The organism is Granulicatella elegans ATCC 700633, from assembly GCF_000162475.2.
In the GTDB taxonomy this organism is placed as follows: Bacteria; Bacillota; Bacilli; order Lactobacillales; family Aerococcaceae; genus Granulicatella; species Granulicatella elegans.
The window spans coordinates 316,234-337,724 of the sequence record NZ_KI391971.1 but is presented as its reverse complement, the minus strand read 5'-3'; the positions used below and the strand labels follow the sequence as shown (position 1 = coordinate 337,724).

Sequence of the window (21,491 nt, the reverse complement as noted above, 5' to 3'; positions counted from 1 at the left end):
AAAAAAACAGCGAAAAAATTCGCTGCTACGATAAAAGTATATAAAAAAACAAACATCCCATTTGGGATGTTTGCTTTATATACGATTAAATTCATTCAAGATGAAGATTATTTAGAAGCGACACCTTTATCAGCTACTAACTCAATTTCTTCCCATCCAGTTCCTTTATCTGGAGTGATATTAACTTTCTTAACACGTTTATTAACGGCTGTTAATTCAAATGTATTGAAACGAGGAATTGCAAATGGGTTTTCTTGAACGTATTGTTGCCATTCTAAGAATAATTGTTTTTTAACATTTTCATCGAATGTTTCATTTGAAGAGATACGTTCTAATAATGCTGTATGTTTAGGTTCTACAAAGTGACCAAAGTTGAAGGCAGCTTTAGGTCCATATAATCCATCTGGAGATGGGTTATAACCGATTGTAAATCCACCTGTCCACATATCGAAATCATCAGCATATTTTTGTAGTTTTTCAGCATAAGTTTGGAAGTCTAATGTACGACCATTTAATAATTGTACATTTAATCCAACTTCTTTCCACCATGTCATGTATTGTTGTAATACTGCTTCAGCAGTTTCACTACCTTTAGCAGCTAAGAAGTTAATCACTAATGGTTTTCCTTCTTTATCTTCTACAAGTCCATCGCCATCAACATCTTTATAGCCAGCTTCTTTTAAGATTTCTTTTGCTTTTTCAGGGTTGTATTCAAATCCAGGTACAACGTCTTTTCCTACATATACGCCTTTAAAGAATGGTGATAATAATGTATTAGCACGAACTGATAAACCATGGTAAGTATCTTTACCGATAGTATCATTATCGATTGCATAAGCAACTGCCTTACGTAATGCAACATCATTCATTTTCTTTGAAGGATCAATTACGTGTTCCCCTTTAGCAGCATCAAAATGTCCAACATTGAAACCAGTATAACTAATTGAGTTTGTCATTAATCCTAATAATGAAATATTGTCAAGATCTTTAAATGTTTCATATTGATCAGAAGGCATTCCACTAACGTAATCATAGTGACCAGCTTTTAATTCTGAAACAATTTGTTCACTACTTACAACGTCTAATTTTACATCAATTTTTGGTTGACCTTTATAGTAGTATGGGTTTTTCTCAAAGCTTACTGATTCACCTGGTACAATATTTTTGATTACGAATGGACCGCTACCAACAACTGTTGTACGAGAGTAATCTGATGTAATCATATCTTGATAGCTCATATCTTTAAAGATATGTTTTGGAATTACTAGAGCATTAATCGCTTGTCCCCCAAGTTCAAGTGCTGGATAAACTTCTTTTAAATGGATTTTTACAGTTTGATCATCGATTTTTTCTAAACCTGAAATAGATGATGCTTTTCCTTCGTGGAATTCTTCTACTCCTTCAACATTTAAAAAATCTTCAGAGAAACGAACCCCTTCATAATCTTTACGACTAATCACTTCATAAGTGAAAATATAGTCATCAATGTTTAAAGGTTGTCCGTCTGACCATTTATAGTCACTTTTTTTCAAATGCACTGTAAATGTTTTATTTTCGATGTCTAATTTGTAATCAGCCATCCCTCTACTATTATCGATTTTTTGGTTTGCATCATATTCAAATAAGCTTGAATATGCCATATCTACAACTGCACCGTCACCAGAGTCGATATATAAAACAGGGTTAAATAATCCCTTAAATGGTGAGTTAGATACTTGTGCCACATTTAGTGTTCCACCACTAATTGGTGTACCTTCGTTTACCACCTCTGTTTTAAATCCATCTTCAACAGGTGCTTGTACTGATGAAGAAGATTGTTGTTTGTTACCACACGCAGCTAATGCTAATGCAGCAGTAATACTAAGAAATCCTGTATATAATTTCTTATTATTCATATTATCCCCTCCTAAGTTAAAAAACTAATGAATGTTTCGATACTAACACTGTTTACGATGTATTTCAATATTTATTTCATTTTCTAACATTTTTTTCATCTACTTTTAATGAACTTTCTATATCTATATGTTATAATTATAACCTTTTATAGTTATAGAAAATTTTTATAAAAAAAAACGAGCCTGAGCTCGTTTTTTTCTTATGCTTGTTGACTAACAATATAGTTCACAGCATCTCCAATTGTAACAATTTGTTCCGCATCTTCATCAGAAATCTGAATTCCGAATGCATCTTCTAATTCCATGACTAATTCAACAACATCTAATGAATCAGCACCTAAGTCTTCTTGGAATGTTGTATCTTTTGTAATTTTTAATACATCGACACTAAAACGTTCCGAAATTAATTGAATTACCTTGTCTAATACTTCTTGCTCTGACATTTGTATTCCTCCTTGTCTAAGCGATTTCTCCCTACACTCCTAATGGATATACTCTTATTTTACTCAAATTTGGCTTTATTGTCTATCATTTCTTTTGAAAGCACTTTAATTTATATAGTACTATGATAAACTGTTTTTCCAGATTTCAGCTTGTTCTTTTGTAGTTAGTACAAAATGTCCTGGAGTAATTTCTAACATTTCTTCTGGTTCATTTTGAACGGTTGGCTGATAAATCACTCTTTTACGATTTCTTTCATATTGAGGATCTGGTAAAGGAATTGCTGATAATAAACTCTTCGTATACGGATGGAATGGTTGATGATAAACAGCATCAGCAGTTCCCAATTCTACGATTTTTCCTTGGTACATCACTGCAATACGATCACTGATGTATTTTACCATCGATAAATCATGCGCAATAAATAAATACGTTAATTGTTGCTCTTTTTGCAATTTTTTTAATAAATTAACGATTTGTGCTTGAATCGATACATCTAATGCTGAAATTGGCTCATCACAGACAATAAAACGAGGATTTACTGCTAGGGCTCTTGCAATCCCGATTCTTTGACGTTGACCACCAGAAAACTCATGTGGGTAACGATTGGCATGTTCTGGATTCAATCCTACCATTTTCAACAATTCGTTTACTTTTACATCTCTTTCTGCACGAGTTTTAACGATACCGTGGATATCCATTCCTTCAGCAATAATATCTCTAACTTTCATTCTTCCATTTAAAGAAGCATATGGATCTTGGAAAATCATTTGTGCCTGTTTTCTAAAATCTTTCAAGTCTTTTGTTTTTGTTGGAATTTCTTTTCCATCAAATAAAATTTGTCCATCTGTTGCATCATTCAATCGCAAAATCGAACGACCTGTTGTAGACTTTCCGGAACCTGATTCTCCAACAAGACCGAAAGTCTCACCTTCAAAAATTTCAAAACTAATATCATCGACTGCTTTTACAACTTGTTTCGAAGAAGAACCAAAGTAACACTTTAAGCCTTTAACTTCGACTAATTTACGTTTACTCATTTGTCACTCTCCTACTTTCAAATTGTGCCCAGCGTTTTTGAATTTCTTCCGGTGGCTCTACTTTTGGAGCACGTTCATCTAATAACCATGTTGCTGCAGCATGTGTATTCGATACAGCAAACATTGGTGGCATTTCTTCAAAATCAATATCTAATGCATAATCGCTTCTTAGAGCAAATGCATCTCCTTTTGGAGGATTTAATAAATCTGGTGGTGTTCCAGGAATCGTATATAAGGATCCTTCTTCTTCTAAAGAAGGCATTGAGCATAATAATCCCCATGAATATGGATGTCTTGGATTGTAAAAAATTTCATCGACTAGTCCATATTCCACAATCTTCCCAGCATACATTACAGCCACTCTATCTGCAACATTAGCTACAACACCTAAATCATGCGTAATAAAAATAATAGAAGTGCCCTGCTTTTGTTGAATTTCTTTTAATAATTCTAAAATTTGTGCTTGAATCGTTACATCCAATGCAGTCGTTGGTTCGTCCGCAATTAAAATATCTGGATTACATGCTAATGCAATCGCAATAACGATTCTTTGTCTTTGTCCACCAGAAAATTGATGCGGATAATCATTCACTCTTTTTTCTGCATTTGGAATTCCGACTTGTTCTAATAATTGAACGGCTTGTTGCAAGGCTTCTTTTTTCGATAATTTTAAATGCTTGATCATTGATTCCGCCACTTGCATACCAACTTTCATCGTTGGGTCTAATGACGTCATTGGATCTTGGAAAATCATCGCAATTTTCTTCCCACGAATTTGTTGCATTTCAGTTTCTGATTTTTCTAAAATATTTTCTTGTTCGAAAATAATTTCTCCATTTTCAACTAAAGCATTGGCAGATAATAATTGCATAATGGATCTAGTCGTAACAGATTTACCTGAACCAGACTCACCAACAATCGCTAAAGTTTCTCCTTTTTTCAAGTCAAAATCTATCCCTCGAACCGCTTGAACTTTTCCATCAAATGTTTGAAAGGATACTTGTAAATTTTTTACACTTAAAATTGTTTCACTCATACATTTCTCCTATTCTTTCATTTTTGGATCAAAGGCATCTCTTAATCCATCTGCTAATAAATTAAAACTAATCATTAAAATACATAATACAATTGCCGGGAACCACATTAAGTGTGGTAAAAATCTAAATGTTTTATACCCATCATTAATAAGCGAACCTAATGAAGCATTTGGTACTGGAACCCCAATTCCTAAGAAACTTAAAAATGCTTCAAAGAAAATTGCTGAAGGAATTGAAAACATCGTTTGAATAATAATAATTCCAGCAATATTGGGTAATAGGTGTTTCAATGCAATTTTCCAAAAACTTTGTCCTAATGATTTAGACGCTAGGACATATTCTAAATTTTTTAATTTTAATGTTTGTGCACGAACTACACGAGCCATTGTTAACCAACTCGTAACCCCAATGGCTAAAATAATCGTACCGACACCTGGTTGTAAAAATAACAACATTAACACTAAGATAACTAAGTTTGGAATAGCTGTCATAATTTCTAAAATACGTTGCATCACTGTGTCTACACGACCACCAAACCAACCAGAAATCAAGCCATATAATACTCCTACTGTTAAATCAAAAAGTGCTGCAGCAAAGGCAATTAATAATGATAATCTTGTTCCATATAAAATTCGAGATAATAAATCTCTCCCTAAACCATCTGTTCCTAAATAGTAATAAGTCCCTTCAGGAACTCCTGCTTGAGCATATGCATCTACTCCCGCTCTCATCCCTTTAAAAATACCAGGAATTTTAGCTGGTAAATTCGCAAATTGAACATTTTGTTCCAATGGATCATGCGGACTAATAAAAGGGGCTAATAAAGCAAGAATGATAAAGAGAACTACAATTCCTAACGATACAACAGCTCCCTTATTTTTTTTCAATCGTCTCCAAGCATCTTGTAAAAAACTTTGAGGAGGAAGTGAAATATTTTCCACTTGTTCAAAAGACGATGCTACACGTTTAAATGCTACTTTTTCTGTCATTATGAAGCTTCTCCTCCTTGTGTTAAACGAATTCTAGGATCAATAAATCCATACAATAAATCTACAATTAAAATGGTCACAACAAGTAAAAATGAATACATCATTGTCACACCCATAATCGTTGGATAATCATTTGTTAAAATGGATTTAACAAATTGCTCCCCAATACCAGGAATGGCAAATATATTTTCAATAACCATTGAACCTGTCATTAAACCAACTAACATTGGACCAGCAATGGTCACTAAAGGAATCAACGCATTACGTACCCCATGTTTCATGACCACTTCCATACGGCTCAAACCTTTTGCACGTGCTAATTCCATATAATCAGACTGTAACACTTCAACCATTTCTGTACGAATAAAACGAGCAGAATCCGCTACTGGAGAAATGGATAAGGCTAAAGTTGGTAGAATCGAAGAAATAAACCCTTGATTCCATAATGCAATTGGTAAAATCGGAAAAATAACGCCGAATACTAATTGTAAAACAACTGCAAATACAAAACTTGGCACTGAACGTCCAATAATCGCAAAAAAAGTTGCTCCAGTATCCACAATCGTATTTTGTTTCATGGCTGCCACTAATCCAAGCAATGTCCCCATTCCCATACCGAAAATCAATGCTTGTAGCCCAATTTGGAACGACGGGCCTACACGGCTAGATAATAAATTTAAAACCGTTGAATTATATTGGAAAGACATTCCTAAATCTAATCGAACTAAACCACCTAGATAAATGAAATATTGCATCCAAACTGGTTTATCCAACCCATATTTTGCATTCATAATTTGTAATTGAGCATCTGTTAAATTTTCTTCATTCGCATATGGCGAACCCGGTAATAATTTCATTAAGAAAAACGTGATTGTCGCAATTAAAAACAATGTAACAATCATGTAGAAAATCCGTTTTAAAATATATTTCGTATATTGATTCATGTACTTCCTCCTGAAAATACTCTTCACTTTTTAATAAAGAATGTTTTATCTATCATACTATTTTTAGCTTTTATAATTCAATTATTTTGTTTGAAAAAGTTTAAAAATCTAATGTTCTTAACAAAAAAAGACACATAAAGTGTCCTTTTCAATAAATATATTTTCATTCCATTTAAATTTTTTCAGTTACTTTTAACTTTCCATCTTCCAACACATAAATCTTGTGATAGTCCTCTGGATGTTTCGGTATACGGTGAGAAATTTCAATGAAACTAATTTGTCTGTCTTTTAATAGTTCTCGAATAAAAGTAGTTGTTTCTTCATCAACTGCAGAAGAAAATTCATCTATTAATAATACTTCATAAGAACGAAGCAATAATCGAGCTAAACATAATCGGGCTTTTTCTCCTCCAGATAAATTGTCAACTAAGTTTACAGTTTCATCCAATAAATCATATCGTTCCAATAAATAAGACAAATGCACTTCTTTTAAAATATTTTCCATCTGTTCTATAGAATACTCTTCACCAAGGGTTAGATTAAACGCTAATGAATTCATGAAAATAGTAGATTCTTGCATAAAATAACCAATCTTAGCTTTTTGAAAAGCATTATTCGTCTCAGATGCCTCGACTCCTGCAAAACTTATTTGACCAGATTGTGGATGGATATCTCCATAAATACAATCTAATAAAGTTGTTTTCCCACTTCCTGATGGCCCCATTAATAAAATCCGTTCTCCTCTATTCATCATAAAGTGTAACTCATTTAAAATCGTATGTTCTTTTAATGTCAAATGAATATTCGTTAATTGAATAGGAAAAACTTCTGTGACAAGTACTTCTTCTTCCTTCATCGGTTCAAACTCCAAATATTTATTCATCCGCTGAACCATTGGAATCGTTGTATTCATTTTTTGATAAAAATCCATTGCATTTAATAATGGACTAATAATACGATCACTTGCTAAATAAATTGCCATGACAACAGATAATTTCAAATCACCCTGAATAGAAAAATAAACACCAATTGCTAAAGGAAGAAAAGAACTAATTCCTGATACTAAATTCGCTAATATTTTTGAAAGAAAACGTAAATGATTCATCTGATAATAATCTTCTTCGGTAGCACGAATTTTACTACCCAAATTCGAAATAGCAATCGATTCTACTCGAAAATTTTTAATCACACGTTTATAATCAATAAATTCATGTTGCCTTGCAATATATTGTTGATTATTCTGTGACCACTCTTGTGCCTTAACTTTAATCTTCTTCGTAAACAAATGCGGAATGAGTAAAGGTAAAATTGCAAACGCTAAGAATATAATTGTCATTTTCAGATCTAAAACAGCGATATAAATAAAGGTAAAAAAAGAAAAAGTCAGACAATAGACAAAACTAATAAACGAAACAATTCCTTGTTGTTGAATCACATTCCATTCCGTTAATAAAATGGATTCCACTTCAGTTGGTTCAAAGTCACCTGCATAATAATTCGTAATTAGTTTTTCTTTCGTTTGTATCGACAATAATTTTAATAGTCGTTGTTGAAATTCATCCCAAATAAACACTCCAAAACGAACAAAACCATACCCTAATATCCCAACAATCGAAATAAGTACTAAATCTGAAACATTTTTAGAAGTTCCCACTTCGATTAAATTGGAAATAAAATAAGGAATTACAATCCCATCCAATGCCGTAATACCCATTCCAATAACAATGAGCAAAAGAATTTTCTTTGGAATCGATTGGAATAATTTTAATAAACTCAGCATATTTCATTTCTCCTTTTTTTAAGTATTTTCTACAACTGAATCACTTCATCATATAAATCATTAACTAATGATTCTTCCCTATGAGAAATATGAATCACAGTTCTATCCTCTAGTTGCAATAACTCATGTTCAATTTTTCGATACAAGTCTCTATCTAATGCAGAAATAGCTTCATCAAGAATAATCCATTTTTTATTTTCTAACAAAACTTTTATTAAAATAATTCTTTGAATTTGCCCACCTGAAAGACTTGAATCTTCAGTATATACTTGTTCTAAAGATTCTATCGTTGGAAATCTATCTTGTAATTGAAAACGATAAATCAACTCTAACAATCTTTCATCATCTATTTCTTGGTAAGAAGTTATATTATTCCGTATTGTATCATGGAAAAGTGATACATTTTGAGGGATATAACTTATTTCCTTTTGAAGACTCTCATACGAAATATCTTGAAGTTTTTTATCATTTAAATACACTTCGCCATTAAATGCTGTTAAATTTCCCGTTAAAATAAGTGTTAAGATCGATTTTCCCCCACCACTTTTACCTGTAATTAAATATTTATTTCCTTTTTCAAAAATCATTCTTTTAGAATGAGCAATCATGAAATTTTGAAACGGAATTGAAACTTCTTCAATCCGAATATTCTCTAAATTTTCTAATGATATTTCTTTAGGGTTATCTTTGTTCGATTGCTTCATTAAATTTTCAAAAATGGATTGTACCGATTGGATTTGACTAATTGAACTAGCAATTAAATTAGCAGGCAATGTTAACTCTTGAGAAATGGAAAACATTGAAATCAACACTCCAATTGTCATTTTCTCATGTAACACCTGTATTCCACCTACTAAAAGAATAGCGATTAAAGTCATATAAAAACCAAATCCCACTAATATATCCACTAATGCTACTTGACGTTCTTTTGTTAAAGTATCTGTATTTATTTTCTCATACTTATGAACAGCTACTCCCATAATTGTTCTATAAGAATGACTATTTTTAACTAATAATTTATTTCTTAATAAATCCGATAAATAGGTTATATATTTTTTCTTTGCCAATGAAATCGATTCTTGCTTTCTTTTCAAAGAATTTTTAAACAGTAAAGGAATCAAAATTGGAAGTAACATTGTCAATAAAATTGCGGTAGCAACCCAAATATTCAGATAATACAAAGCAATCGTAGAAAATATAAAAGAAGTCACTCCTTGTATCATAGAAATTTTTGTATCATAATGAAGCTCTTTAACCATTTCAATATCATTTGTTATTTCTGATACTTTTTCACCAACAGATAATTGTTCTTCTTCTTGAAGTGAAATACCTTTTGCAACTGAATAGTTTAAGGATTTGGAATGAAAATAACTCCCTACTTTATTCAAATACAATATATTAAAAACTTTTCTACCATATTCTACGACTAATAAAAGTAAAATAATACCAAGCAAATAAGCAATTTGAGAAAAGAAAGTATAGGTATCTTGATTCGAAACAGCATCAATAACGTCCTTTATTTGATAATTTAACAAGACTGATAGAAACGAAACACCCATCACACAGACAACTGTTAAGGAAAAATATTTTTTCATCAAGCTCCCTCCTTTTTTCAGCATTATTGTTCACTATATCGCAAAGTAGTGTTTTAGTAAATAGTATTCTGACAGGAAACCAAAGGTTTGCTGCCGTCCTCTCTGCTACTATAGCCAAAGTCATTTACGCTTTACGTATTCTACTTCTAAGCGCTATCCCCTTAGATACAACAAGTAATGACTTTTCATAGTAGCAGTAGTATTAGAAGTCGCTCCGACTTCTATTACAGGAAACTTTGAGACCCTAGGCTCAAAGTTTAGCAATGAGACTCGCTTTGCGAGGCTGCTTGCGTCCTTACTGCCACTATAAACAAAGTCATTTACGCTTTTCTTTCCCTCATCACAATGCTTCCATCTTGTATTTCTAAACAATAATCAAATTGTTGCATAAATTCTTCATCATATTGGTGTGTACTATAAACGATTAATTTATTTTCTAACTGTTTCACTACTTCTTCTACTTTCAAGCGATTCTGAGAATCCAACCCAGCAGTCGGTTCATCAAATAATAGAATTTCTCTATCAAAGAATAATAATCTCGCCAAATCAATTCTTCTCTTTTCACCACCCGATGCAGTCGAAAGAATACTATCCAACTCCGTTGACTGATCCGCCCATTTTTCTAATCCAACTTGCTTACATAACTCTTGAAACTGCCCATCTGTAATAGAATTTTGTAAGCTAATATTCTCTTTTAATGATAATTGAAAGAGTGAAGTTTCTTGTCCAATATAAGAAATTTGATGAGAAATCTTTTCTAATTCAGAACTATACAACGATTTCCCATTTTCTAATTGAAATTTCAATGAATGATTTTCAACAGGAATTGACCCAATCAGCGATTTTAAAAAGGTTGATTTTCCACTACCACTTTCACCAATCAAAAGATACTTCTTCCCTTTTTCTAATTGAAGATTCAAATGTTGAAATATTAGTTTTTCATCAAAATTTACCGAAAAATCTTCAAAAATAATTTTCTGGATATTAGATTCTTCTTTTACGACGTTAACTTTTCTTTGATCAATGATTTCAAACACTTTATCTTTCACACTTTTAGCAGCGACTACTTCCGTATAACTCGCTCCAAATCCTTGAATAGGATATGCTACATATTGTGTTAATTGTTTAATTGTAAAAAATACTGCTAAAGTAACCGAATGGTTTAATACAAAATAGCCTCCTAATACCCAAGAGAATACATTTACAAACATTCTCAATCCATAAGAAATTGCATAAACAAATTTATTAGTATGAGTTACGTATACCTTTGCTTCTACTAAATCACGACTTTTACTTCTTAAACGTTTATTAAATAACGGAAAAACATCATATACTTTTAAAGTTGTAAAAGAATCGAATATCTCTGTTAATAACGATAAATACTTTTCATTGATTTGAGATAAATTTAATTTTGCATTTCCTAAAATTTTTCTTGAAAAATATGGCAACGCAAATGGTAACGAACTTAATCCAATCATTAAAATAGCAAACAAAGGACTAATGACTATGGCAGATACGAATCCTAAAATAAATACCCATACATCATTGTACATACTTAACAATTCTTTAATATAATCACTTTCAATAGTTTCTAAATCTTTTGTGTACATATTTAAGTAGTAATCTCTACCTAATTTTTCAAACTCCATAATGGATTGACTTTCAATTGATTCGAGTAAATCTTCTCGAATGTGATACATTAATTCCTGAGTAAGTCTTTCATTTACAACATCTACTGCATAATCTAAATATGAATCAATCAATACATAAACAAAGGATAAAACTGCAATCCATATAAAATTTTCAATTTTACCTTCGGTGATAGTTTCTACTAATAAATTAATAATATAAGCCATAAAAACAACAGATACTGCCCCAAGCATACTAACGAAAGAAAAGGCAATAAATGGTTTCATACTTTTACGAATATAACGATACATTAAATTTCCTCCATAAAAATCTAAAATACAAATATTACTCGATTAAAAAACATGATGTTACCTCCTTCACATTAAATTTTAGAAGATTAAACAACTTCCTATTCAGATTATAGTTTAATTAAAAAACAAAAACAATACGATTAGAAAACTTCTCGATAAAAATCCTACACGAAACACATTTTGACACTGAACAATGACTTTTCATTGTAGGAGTAGCAATGAAACCGAAGGTTTGCTGCCGTCCTTTGCTACTATAGACAAAGTCATTTACGCAAAAATGTAGTGACCCCAAAAAGTTAAACTTTTTGGGGTCACTACAGAAAACATGCTGATATGAAATACTCCACTATTTGTTCTACACATTAAGTCTCAGTGTAATATTTCGTAATAAAAGAAAGTTATTCAGTTACAAAACATATTGTTTAGTTAATCTTTGAATCACATACTCTGACAGATGATGAGTTACCATTACTACAGTAAGCGTGTCATTATCGAACAACAATTTTTCTATTTCTAGTGCAGATTGATTATCTAGCGATGAAGTAATTTCATCTAATAACACGACTTTTTTATTTCTCAACAAACCTCTTGCTAATATTATTTTTTGTTTCTGTCCGCCAGAAATATTTTTTGCTTGATAATCAATAATTGTTTCTAACCCTAGTTCCAAAGAATCAATCCAGTCGCTAAGACCAACCTGTTTTAAAATATTTTCTAATCTATCTTCCTCTATCGATTCATTTAAAATAATATTTTCACGTATCGTTGCATTAAATAAATGTGGATTTTGATCAATGTAGATTATAGAATTATGTAAACTAGTAATGTCTAAGTCTTTATAAGAAATATTATCCCAGTAGATATTACCTTTAGTTGGTTCTAGACGACGATTCATAATATTTAACAGTGTTGATTTCCCTTTTCCTGATTCAGCAGTAATCACTACCTTATCTCCCTTTTTAATTTCCATGTTCATATTTTCTAAAACAACACGTTCAGTATTAGGATAACTAAAATGAATATTTTGCAACCGGATACTATTTGTTAGCTCATTGACGACTTTCCCATCATTTCTTTCACAATTACTTTTTAATTTCTTACTATATTTCTCAAACACAGGTTGAACGGTTTTCAGTTCCGCATAATTAGCATTAAACCCTGTTAGGCTCGAGAAAATTGTTGCAGCGAAAAACTGCACTCCACCTATAGCTCCTATAGGGACATACCCTTCTACATATAAATACCCTGTAAATACCAATAAGATAATTTGACTAAATAAACTTAATCCATTTGTGGCAGATATCATTTTCCCAGAATCAACAGCGTATTGTACCTTTACTTTTTTTAATCTGTACGATCCAAATAAGATTTTATCCTTAAAATAATCTCCTAAATTCATACTTGATAAATCATTAAATCCATGCAGTACATCTGTAAAAGTACTCGTCACCTCATCACTGACTTTGGTCATAATTTCCATACTACTTGTCATTTTGGTGCTAAATTTTTTTGGAACTAACACCATTGCTATAAATAATAACACTATTACGACAATAATTGAATAATGAAAATAAACTATAGCCGATACACTCAAAGCAATCCCCACAGCCTGATTAATCATCATCTCTAAGTTGTTAAAACCGTGTTGATTAATCGTCATGATGTCATTCGTCAACCAAGACAAATAAACACCCTGTTCATTTTCATTAAAAGAAAGGTAATCTGTTGTCACTAATTCTTGCGCAATATCCTCTCGTATTCTGCAATCCATACTTTGAACTGCATCTGTTAGTAATTTTCTCTCAAAAAATAGTTGAAACATCCATACCATGAAGATAACAAGCAATTGAACACTTAATAACTTTGCTGTTTCAATTTCCAACTTGGCTAAAGCCGTCACTAAATTAGCTATACTAACTCCCCACAATACTAAACAAGCTTGCCCTACAATAATTGTCAATAACACATAACTATTCTTTTTCCATTCTCTTTTTATATATTTCATTAAACTTTTCATATTAATCTCCTAACTATATCCTAATAGAATATCCCCTTTGAATTGTTTATTCATGTGTAATGCTAACATAACCAATAACATACCACCATACCCCTCTAGAATTCGAAAATCTTGGTTTAGTTCGATAAATAGGCGCTCATAATATCGATTCAATAATCTTAAAATATTATGACTACACTCTAAATAACCCTCACGCCAGAGATAATATATAAGCCCTGCTATGCCATGGCACAAACAAACTTGATGATTATTTATAGGAAGAAAATCCATAGTTATCAACTTGGCAAGCGAATTGGTCATATAATGTTGCATTTCCTTAAGTAAATCTTTAGCTTCTTCTAAATCTTTCATATATATGCTTATCCCAACCAAACCATAACACCAAGAAAAATCACACGAATCAGATTCCATAATATCCATTTTCTTATCTAAACATGCCACTCTATGAATAATATTTTTCCCATTATCTATAATGATTCAACTTTATTATTTCCTAATATATTAATATTATTTAGTGCATCGTAAGTATCTATACTAGCAATAGCTAATGAACTTAAAATCTTTATATTTTTCGATAGTTCTTGTAATATGCTTTTTTTACTTTGTATATTATCTGCTTTTCTCATCAATTAAATATATGTAAGTATTTCATTATAGCCATAATTGGATATTCTAGTTACCACCTTTTGTCAATATAACAATTCATAAAAACCTCCACATTTCATAAACATAAAAAGCTGTAACATAGCTTCGGTAATCTATGTTACAGCTTAAATGTACTGTTAAAATAGTAACAAAATTAAAACATCACAATACTAGGTTCTGAAGAAGATGGTGTAGATGAAGAAGTCCCTCCACCTGTATGCGCATTCATAACTTTTAATTTTTCTTGTTCTTTCATTACTTGCTCATTGTACCCAATTTCTTTTTTAAACAATCCTGATGTTGTTTCTTTTATTACTTGATTACCATTCCATTTTATATTAAACATATGCCATCTCCCCTTTCATAATCAAATTAGTTAATTAACTAACTTGATTGTAATTCTAAATCAACTATCTGTCAACAGAATCATTTACGCTTCACGTACTCCCCATCAAACCGTTATTCCCTTCCATAAAACAAGTAATGACTTTTCATAGTAGCAGTAGTAATAGAAGTCGCTCCGACTTCTATTACTGGAAACTTTGAGACCCTAGGCTCAAAGTTTAGGCATGAAACCGAAGGTTTGCTGCCGTCCATACTGCCACTATAGACAAAGTCATTTACGCAAAAAAAAACATCTCATAAATGCTCTCCGCATTTACAAGATGTTTCTACAATTAGTTATTATTGTTGTTATCTAAGAAATAAATCAAAGTTTGCAATTCATTTGTTAAGTCAACGTTTTGAACACGAATATGATCCGGTGCAGTTAAACGAAGCGGTGTAAAGTTTAAAATACCACGAACATTTGCTTCCACTAATAAATTAGCAGTTTCTTGAGCAACCTCTTGAGGAACCGTTAAAATTGCCACTTGAATTTGTTGTACACGAAGTTGTTCTACTAAATCATTCATAGAGTAAACTGGAACTCCACTCACAATTTTTCCTACCATACTTTCGTCAACTTCAAACGCAGCACTAATTCTTACATGATTACTTTGGTGGAAATTATAGTTTAATAAAGCTTGTCCTAAATTTCCCACTCCCACTAAAGCAACATTTGTTAAACGATCATGATTTAATTGTTGACTGAAGAAGTCTAATAAATACTCCACATCATAACCATAACCACGTTTTCCTAACGCTCCAAAATATGAGAAGTCACGACGGATTGTCGCACTATCTACTTTAACTGCATCACTTAATTCTGTTGATGAAATACGGCGTTTTCCTGCATCATGTAAAAATCTTAAATAACGATGATAAATTGCTAAGCGCTTTGCGGTAGCTTTTGGAATTTCAATTTTTTTCATTTTTAGTCTCCTTTATATCAAATTTCATAAGTATTTTAGCATAAGTTTCATATTTTTCACAAGCAATATGCTTGTTTTTACATAAATTTATTAGATTTGTACATTTTATTCTACATATTTCTTAAAATGTTCACATTTTAAGTATATTGTGATTTTTTCTCAATCTTACATTTAGAGATAGAACATTAAAAACTTTTGTACTTACCATATGTGTGATAGAATAAATTTGAAACTGCATAGAAAGAGGATTATGACATGATTTTATTACAAGGTCAAGGGCTAGCTAGACATTTTGGCCCAGATGTACTATTTGAAAATATTTCCCTTGAAGTCCAAGAACGTTCTCGTATTGCATTAGTGGGAAGAAACGGAACAGGAAAATCAACATTATTAAAAATTTTAGCCGGAATTGAAGAACCTAGTTTAGGAATGGTCAGTAAGAAAAAAGACCTTTCCATCGGTTACTTAGATCAATATGCTTCAGTCGATTCTGAAAATACAATTTGGGAAGAAATGATTGAATTATTTAAAGGTGTCGAAACTCTAAAAAAAGAAGCTCTTTTCATAGCTGATAAATTAGGAAATCCAGATGTATTAGCCAATGAATCACTCTACCAACAAACATTAACTCGTTACGATGATTTACAAGAACAATTAAATAAAATGAACGCCTATGGCTATGAAGGTGAAATCCGCTCTGTCTTACATGGATTCCAATTTTATCCTGAAGATTATGATAAGCCTATTCAACAATTATCCGGTGGACAAAGAACTCGTTTAGCCTTAGCTAAAATTTTATTAGAAAAACATGATGTCTTAATTTTAGACGAACCTACGAACCACTTAGATATTGAAACATTAACATGGTTAGAAGATTACTTAAAATCTTCACCTGTATCACTACTGATTGTCAGCCATGACCAATACTTTTTAGATAAAGTCTGTCAAGAAGTATATGAAATTCATCATCACACTTGCGAATATTATAAGGGCAATTATTCATACTATGTTACTGAACGCGAAAACCGCTTCTTACTACAACAAAAAGCTTATGAAAAACAACAAGAGAAAATTCAAAAATTAGAAGAATTTGTTGCGAAAAATATTGTTCGTGCTTCTACTACGAAACGAGCACAATCCCGTAGAAAACAATTAGAAAAAATGGAACGCATCGAAAAACCACAGTCAGATTCACGATCCGCTCGTTTTTCATTTTCTGTTCAAAAAGAATCTGGGAATCAAGTGTTAAATGTGCAAGATGCTTATATTGGATATGACGGACAACCACTAGCAGGCCCCATCAATTTAAATATACGCAAACAAGAAGCGATTGCGATTGTTGGTCCAAACGGAATCGGAAAATCAACATTATTAAAATCTCTAACACAAGAAATTCCATGGATTGCAGGAGAAAGTTCATTTGGAGCTAATGTTCAAGTCGGTTACTATGATCAAAATTTAAGTGGATTAAACTCTAAAACAACTGTTTTAGAAGAACTTTGGAGCCGACATACGACGATGCCTGAAAAAGATATTCGTACGATTTTAGGAAGTTTCTTATTTTCAGGAAAAGATGTTGAAAAGTCTACGGCTCAATTAAGTGGGGGAGAAAAAGCAAGACTTGCTTTAGCAAAACTTTCATTAGAACATGATAATTTCTTATTACTCGACGAACCAACGAACCACTTAGATATCGATAGTAAGGAAGTTCTTGAACAAGCGCTCATTGAATATGATGGAACAATTTGCTTTGTTTCACACGACCGTTATTTCATTAATCAAGTGGCAACTTCTATTTTAGAAATCACTCCTGAAGGAAGTACCTTGTATTTAGGAGATTACGATTACTATATTGAAAAGAAACAAGAGCTTGAAGCCTTAAAACAAGAAGAAGCCACTCCTGTCGTTCAAGTAGAAGTAGCTTTAACCGATACTAAGAAAAATTACTTAAGTTCAAAAGAAGAACAAAAACAACTTCGTACTCTAACAAGACAAGTAGAACAACTAGAAGAAAAACTGCATCAAATCGAACAAGAAATTTCTTCCGTTCACGAAGAATTAACGTTAGAAGAAGTTTATATGAATCCTACTCGTTCTAGTGAACTTCAACAAACTTTACAAACCTTAAATGAATCATTAGAAGAAGTAATGATGGAATGGGAAGAAGCTAGCTTAGCTTTGGAAGAATTCCAAGCTTAATACGTCTCTCAAACAAAAAACAAAAGACTTTTCCTCGTAGCTTACGATATGTTCTGCTACTGAAGAAAAGTCTTTTTGAATTCTTACTCATTCATCCATTGGCTTTGATAAAGATGTTGGTAAAACCCTTGCCTTGCAATCAGTTCTTCATGTGTTCCTTGTTCTATCACTTGTCCATCTTTCAACACTAATATTTTATCTACATTTTGAATCGTTGAAAGTCTATGAGCCACAATGAAACTTGTTTTCCCTTCCATTAATGTTTGGAAAGCTTGTTGAATTTTCAACTCTGTTCTTGTATCAATGGAAGAAGTTGCTTCATCAAGAATGAGCATCGATGGTTTACTTAGCATGACTCTAGCAATGGACAAGAGTTGTCTCTGACCTTGTGAGAAGTCTTCTCCTTGTCGTTGAAGAGGTGTTTCTAATCCTTGTGGTAGCTTTTCAATCATTTTATCTAATTGACATTTCATTAATACTTGTTGAATTTCTTCATCGGTTGCATTGGGATTTCCTAATAATAAATTTTCTCGAATAGTCCCCGATTGCAACCAAGTTTCTTGTAACACCATTCCAAATAATTGTCTAAGTTGCTGTCTAGTCATATCTTTTATGGATATGCCATCAATGGTAATAGATCCTTTATCGACTTCATAAAATCGCATTAATAAGTTAATGAGTGTACTCTTACCACTTCCAGTTGGCCCTACAATCGCAATTTTTTCCCCAGGTTTTACTTCTAAAGAAAAATCCTCGATCAGTGATTGGTCTTTTTGGTAAGAAAATGACACCTGTTCAAATAAAACTTCTCCTTTAATCATTTCTGGTAAATTGATTTCTTTTCCTTCTTCAGACTCCATAGGCTCTTCCATCAATTCAAATACACGACTTGCACAAGCCATTGAATTTTGAAACTCAGTCATCACACCTGAAATTTCATTAAAAGGTTTTGTATACTGATTCGCATACGTTAAAAATGCTGCCAATTGTCCAATACTTAATTGAGATTTCAATACAAAAAATGCTCCCACTAACCCTACTACGGTATATACTAAGCTATTCACAAAACGAGTTGCTGGATTCGTAATCGAAGAATAGAAAATAGCTTTTAAGGAACGGTCTGCTAACTTTTCGTTCATTTTATCAAAAGTTTCTAATACATTTTTTTCTTGACTATACGCTTGAACTACTTTTATTCCAGTAATCGTTTCATGAGTAAAGGCTGTTTGTTCAGCTCTTAATGTTGATTGGTCATGAAATAAATGATATGTTTTTTTAGCAATAAAGGAGGCAACAACAAATGAAATAGGCGTTAAAAGAAGGACAACGATTGTCATTGTTAGTTGAATACTAAACATCCAAAATAATGTACTGATAATCGTTAAGATTCCTGTAAATAATTGAGAAAATCCTAATAACAATCCATCTGCCATTTGTTCTGTATCAGAGATTACAATACTTTGAAGAGAACCGTGTGCTTTTATATCTAAATAACTCAGAGGCATTTTAGATAAATGAATAAAGACATCATCTCTCAATGATTTCACCATGCCATAAGCAATATGATTATGACATAAACTCATCACATATTGACTCACCATACTGATTAGTGCTAGCACAAAAATCCATAATAAGCCATTTGTCACAATCGAAAATTGTACTTCTCCAACTCCTATCATAGCATCGATGGTTTGACCGATTACTTTTGGAATCCATACACTAGATAACACACTAACGATTGCTAAAAATAGAGAAAATAGTAAAAGAAAACCATATGGTTTTAAATAAGGAAATAATTTTTTATACACTTCCATTTTTTCATGCTTCATACTACTGTTCCTCCTTTTGAAATTGTGAGGCAGTTATTTCTTGATAAATCGCATTTGTTTCTAGTAACTCTTCATGAGTTCCAATTCCCACGATTTTTCCTTTTTCCATCACAATGATTTGATGAGCTTGCATCACTGAAGCCGCTCTTTGAGAGACAATAATAGTTGTTGGTTTAAACGGCGCTTTTGAAATGGCTTTTCTTAAGGCTGAATCCGTTGCATAATCTAAAGCAGAAGAACTATCATCTAATATTAAAATCTCTGGCTTTCTAACGATAGCTCGCGCAATCGTTAAGCGTTGTTTTTGTCCACCGGATAGATTTCTTCCTTCTTGTTCCAATACATACTCTAATTGATTTGGTTTTTGTTCAACCATTTCTTTTGCTTGGGCAATTTCTAATGCTTCATATAATTCTTGAGTTGTAGCATCTGCATTTCCCCATCTTAAATTTTCAGCAATCGTTCCTCTAAATAAAACTGCCTTTTGTGGAACAATCCCTATTTTCTGCCTTAATTCTTCTGTTGGAATCTTTTCTATGGATTGCCCATTTATACGAATTGTTCCACTCGTTGGAAGATAAAATTTAGGAATCAATGAAATCAGTGAAGTTTTCCCACTTCCTGTTCCACCAATAATGCCTAAAGTTTCCCCTTTTTTTAGAGAGAACGTTAAGTTTTCTAATACTTCATGACTATCTCCTTCATATTTCAGAGAAACATTTTCAAATGAAAGTACAATATCTGTCTCTTCTGTTGAAGATAAGTTACCCATTACTTCTGCAAACTCATTAGGTTGTTCAATCGTCAATATCGCTTCAATTCTCTTAGCACTTGCAATGGAACGTGTCACTTGAATCGTTAGATTCGCTAATTTAATAAGCTCTAACAAAATTTGCGACATATAATTTACTAAGGCTATCACTTCTCCCTTTGTTAAGATTCCTGTATCAATTTGTACCGCTCCTAACTGTAATAACACAATAATCGCAATATTAATAATAATCATTGTAATCGGATTGGTTAAACTCGATAGATTACTGACGAATTTTTGTTGATTCGCTAATGTATCTGTTTCAGTTTGAAAGGTATGTTGTTCGATTTCTACTCGATTAAACGCACGAAGAACTCTCACTCCTGTTAAATTTTCCATTGTTTTTTGAGTGATACGATCCATTCCTTCTTGTACTTTTGTAAATAAAGGAATTGTTTTTAATAAAATAGCATAAATAATGATCGCTAAAACAGGAATCGTCACAACAAATACCCAAGCTGCTTGTACATTTACAATAAACGCCATTATCATTGCCCCTAACACTACAAAAGGTGAGCGAAGTAATAAGCGTAAAAATAAATTCCAACCTGTTTGAACTTGTTGAATATCACTTGTCATTTTTGTAATAAGTGAATCCGTCCCAAGTTGATCAATGGTTGAAAAATTCATTACCGTGATTTTTTCTAATAAAGCATAGCGTAATTTCTTAGCAAAGCCAGTTGCTGATTTAGCAGCAAAATACTGCGCAGTAATCGAAACAACTAAACCAATAATTGCAAGAATCATTAACAAACCGCACATCGTTAGAATATAGGACGGGCGATTTTGAGCAATTCCAACATCCATTAATTGAGCCATCACTAATGGCACAAATAGTTCAAAACTAGCTTCTAATAATTTAAATAAAGGTGCTAGCAAACTTTCTTTTTTATAATAACTAGCATATTTCCATAATGTCTTCAAAAACTTACTCCTAATACAAAAATTTAATAATTAAATTGTAACAAAGTCTATAAAAAATGCAAATAAACACAAAAAACTTTTCGAAACATTAG

General features: G+C 32.0%; 16 protein-coding genes. 1 reads left to right on the top strand and 15 read right to left on the bottom strand.

Going from position 1 to position 21,491, the window contains the following annotated elements:
- Window positions 1-107: 107 nt before the first annotated feature.
- The 13 genes from HMPREF0446_RS01475 to HMPREF0446_RS01415 form a co-directional block, all read right to left on the bottom strand.
- Entirely contained in the window at window positions 108-1,895 is a 1,788-nt protein-coding gene (locus HMPREF0446_RS01475) for an oligopeptide ABC transporter substrate-binding protein (RefSeq protein ID WP_006703535.1), read from the bottom strand.
- 200 nt (window positions 1,896-2,095) lie between these two features.
- Window positions 2,096-2,338, bottom strand: coding sequence for an acyl carrier protein (acpP, locus tag HMPREF0446_RS01470; RefSeq protein WP_006703534.1), 243 nt, complete (start codon window positions 2,336-2,338; stop codon window positions 2,096-2,098).
- A 120-nt stretch (window positions 2,339-2,458) separates the two neighbouring features.
- The gene (locus HMPREF0446_RS01465) at window positions 2,459-3,376 is read right to left on the bottom strand and encodes an ABC transporter ATP-binding protein (protein ID WP_006703533.1); all 918 of its coding nucleotides are present in this window, start codon (window positions 3,374-3,376) and stop codon (window positions 2,459-2,461) included.
- Window positions 3,369-4,412 carry an ABC transporter ATP-binding protein gene (locus HMPREF0446_RS01460; RefSeq protein ID WP_006703532.1) on the bottom strand — a complete coding sequence of 348 codons (1,044 nt, stop codon included), beginning with the start codon at window positions 4,410-4,412 and terminating at the stop codon, window positions 3,369-3,371. The genes HMPREF0446_RS01465 and HMPREF0446_RS01460 overlap by 8 nt, the downstream gene beginning before the upstream one ends.
- Window positions 4,413-4,421: 9 nt before the next feature.
- Entirely contained in the window at window positions 4,422-5,402 is a 981-nt protein-coding gene (locus tag HMPREF0446_RS01455) for an ABC transporter permease (protein ID WP_006703531.1), read from the bottom strand.
- The gene (locus HMPREF0446_RS01450; protein ID WP_006703530.1) at window positions 5,402-6,346 is read right to left on the bottom strand and encodes an ABC transporter permease; all 945 of its coding nucleotides are present in this window, start codon (window positions 6,344-6,346) and stop codon (window positions 5,402-5,404) included. The genes HMPREF0446_RS01455 and HMPREF0446_RS01450 overlap by 1 nt, the downstream gene beginning before the upstream one ends.
- Before the next feature lie 172 nt (window positions 6,347-6,518).
- Window positions 6,519-8,126 carry an ATP-binding cassette domain-containing protein gene (locus tag HMPREF0446_RS01445; protein ID WP_006703529.1) on the bottom strand — a complete coding sequence of 536 codons (1,608 nt, stop codon included), beginning with the start codon at window positions 8,124-8,126 and terminating at the stop codon, window positions 6,519-6,521.
- 29 nt (window positions 8,127-8,155) lie between these two features.
- Window positions 8,156-9,721 carry an ATP-binding cassette domain-containing protein gene (locus HMPREF0446_RS01440; protein WP_020991262.1) on the bottom strand — a complete coding sequence of 522 codons (1,566 nt, stop codon included), beginning with the start codon at window positions 9,719-9,721 and terminating at the stop codon, window positions 8,156-8,158.
- Between the two features lie 320 nt (window positions 9,722-10,041).
- The gene (locus HMPREF0446_RS01435; RefSeq protein ID WP_006703527.1) at window positions 10,042-11,661 is read right to left on the bottom strand and encodes an ATP-binding cassette domain-containing protein; all 1,620 of its coding nucleotides are present in this window, start codon (window positions 11,659-11,661) and stop codon (window positions 10,042-10,044) included.
- Window positions 11,662-12,067: 406 nt separating this feature from the next.
- Entirely contained in the window at window positions 12,068-13,678 is a 1,611-nt protein-coding gene (locus HMPREF0446_RS01430; protein WP_006703526.1) for an ATP-binding cassette domain-containing protein, read from the bottom strand.
- A 9-nt stretch (window positions 13,679-13,687) separates the two neighbouring features.
- Window positions 13,688-14,089, bottom strand: a complete 402-nt coding sequence (locus HMPREF0446_RS01425; protein WP_040507409.1) for a lanthionine synthetase LanC family protein — start codon at window positions 14,087-14,089, stop codon at window positions 13,688-13,690.
- 388 nt (window positions 14,090-14,477) lie between these two features.
- Window positions 14,478-14,669: a hypothetical protein gene (locus tag HMPREF0446_RS01420; RefSeq protein ID WP_020991260.1), complete on the bottom strand. Its 192-nt coding sequence runs from the start codon at window positions 14,667-14,669 to the stop codon at window positions 14,478-14,480.
- 331 nt (window positions 14,670-15,000) lie between these two features.
- A complete protein-coding gene (locus HMPREF0446_RS01415) occupies window positions 15,001-15,636 on the bottom strand; it encodes a redox-sensing transcriptional repressor Rex (RefSeq protein WP_006703525.1) in 636 nt (211 codons plus the stop codon).
- 255 nt (window positions 15,637-15,891) lie between these two features.
- On the opposite strand from HMPREF0446_RS01415, the gene HMPREF0446_RS01410 reads away from it, so the two are divergent.
- The gene (locus HMPREF0446_RS01410) at window positions 15,892-17,835 is read left to right on the top strand and encodes an ABC-F family ATP-binding cassette domain-containing protein (RefSeq protein ID WP_006703524.1); all 1,944 of its coding nucleotides are present in this window, start codon (window positions 15,892-15,894) and stop codon (window positions 17,833-17,835) included.
- An 83-nt stretch (window positions 17,836-17,918) separates the two neighbouring features.
- On the opposite strand, the gene HMPREF0446_RS01405 is transcribed toward HMPREF0446_RS01410, so the two are convergent.
- Both HMPREF0446_RS01405 and HMPREF0446_RS01400 read right to left on the bottom strand, forming a co-directional pair.
- Window positions 17,919-19,664 carry an ABC transporter ATP-binding protein gene (locus tag HMPREF0446_RS01405; RefSeq protein WP_020991259.1) on the bottom strand — a complete coding sequence of 582 codons (1,746 nt, stop codon included), beginning with the start codon at window positions 19,662-19,664 and terminating at the stop codon, window positions 17,919-17,921.
- A 1-nt stretch (window position 19,665) separates the two neighbouring features.
- Window positions 19,666-21,399, bottom strand: a complete 1,734-nt coding sequence (locus HMPREF0446_RS01400) for an ABC transporter ATP-binding protein (RefSeq protein WP_006703522.1) — start codon at window positions 21,397-21,399, stop codon at window positions 19,666-19,668.
- Window positions 21,400-21,491 lie beyond the last annotated feature (92 nt).

Bases quoted from the DNA above. Each gene is read 5' to 3' on its own strand.
- HMPREF0446_RS01475 (WP_006703535.1), bottom strand. From the start codon at position 1,895: ATGAATAATAAGAAATTATATACAGGATTTCTTAGTATTACTGCTGCA.
- acpP (WP_006703534.1), bottom strand. From the start codon at position 2,338: ATGTCAGAGCAAGAAGTATTAGACAAGGTAATTCAATTAATTTCGGAA.
- HMPREF0446_RS01465 (WP_006703533.1), bottom strand. From the start codon at position 3,376: ATGAGTAAACGTAAATTAGTCGAAGTTAAAGGCTTAAAGTGTTACTTT.
- HMPREF0446_RS01460 (WP_006703532.1), bottom strand. From the start codon at position 4,412: ATGAGTGAAACAATTTTAAGTGTAAAAAATTTACAAGTATCCTTTCAA.
- HMPREF0446_RS01455 (WP_006703531.1), bottom strand. From the start codon at position 5,402: ATGACAGAAAAAGTAGCATTTAAACGTGTAGCATCGTCTTTTGAACAA.
- HMPREF0446_RS01450 (WP_006703530.1), bottom strand. From the start codon at position 6,346: ATGAATCAATATACGAAATATATTTTAAAACGGATTTTCTACATGATT.
- HMPREF0446_RS01445 (WP_006703529.1), bottom strand. From the start codon at position 8,126: ATGCTGAGTTTATTAAAATTATTCCAATCGATTCCAAAGAAAATTCTT.
- HMPREF0446_RS01440 (WP_020991262.1), bottom strand. From the start codon at position 9,721: ATGAAAAAATATTTTTCCTTAACAGTTGTCTGTGTGATGGGTGTTTCG.
- HMPREF0446_RS01435 (WP_006703527.1), bottom strand. From the start codon at position 11,661: ATGTATCGTTATATTCGTAAAAGTATGAAACCATTTATTGCCTTTTCT.
- HMPREF0446_RS01430 (WP_006703526.1), bottom strand. From the start codon at position 13,678: ATGAAAAGTTTAATGAAATATATAAAAAGAGAATGGAAAAAGAATAGT.
- HMPREF0446_RS01425 (WP_040507409.1), bottom strand. From the start codon at position 14,089: ATGGAATCTGATTCGTGTGATTTTTCTTGGTGTTATGGTTTGGTTGGG.
- HMPREF0446_RS01420 (WP_020991260.1), bottom strand. From the start codon at position 14,669: ATGTTTAATATAAAATGGAATGGTAATCAAGTAATAAAAGAAACAACA.
- HMPREF0446_RS01415 (WP_006703525.1), bottom strand. From the start codon at position 15,636: ATGAAAAAAATTGAAATTCCAAAAGCTACCGCAAAGCGCTTAGCAATT.
- HMPREF0446_RS01410 (WP_006703524.1), top strand. From the start codon at position 15,892: ATGATTTTATTACAAGGTCAAGGGCTAGCTAGACATTTTGGCCCAGAT.
- HMPREF0446_RS01405 (WP_020991259.1), bottom strand. From the start codon at position 19,664: ATGAAGCATGAAAAAATGGAAGTGTATAAAAAATTATTTCCTTATTTA.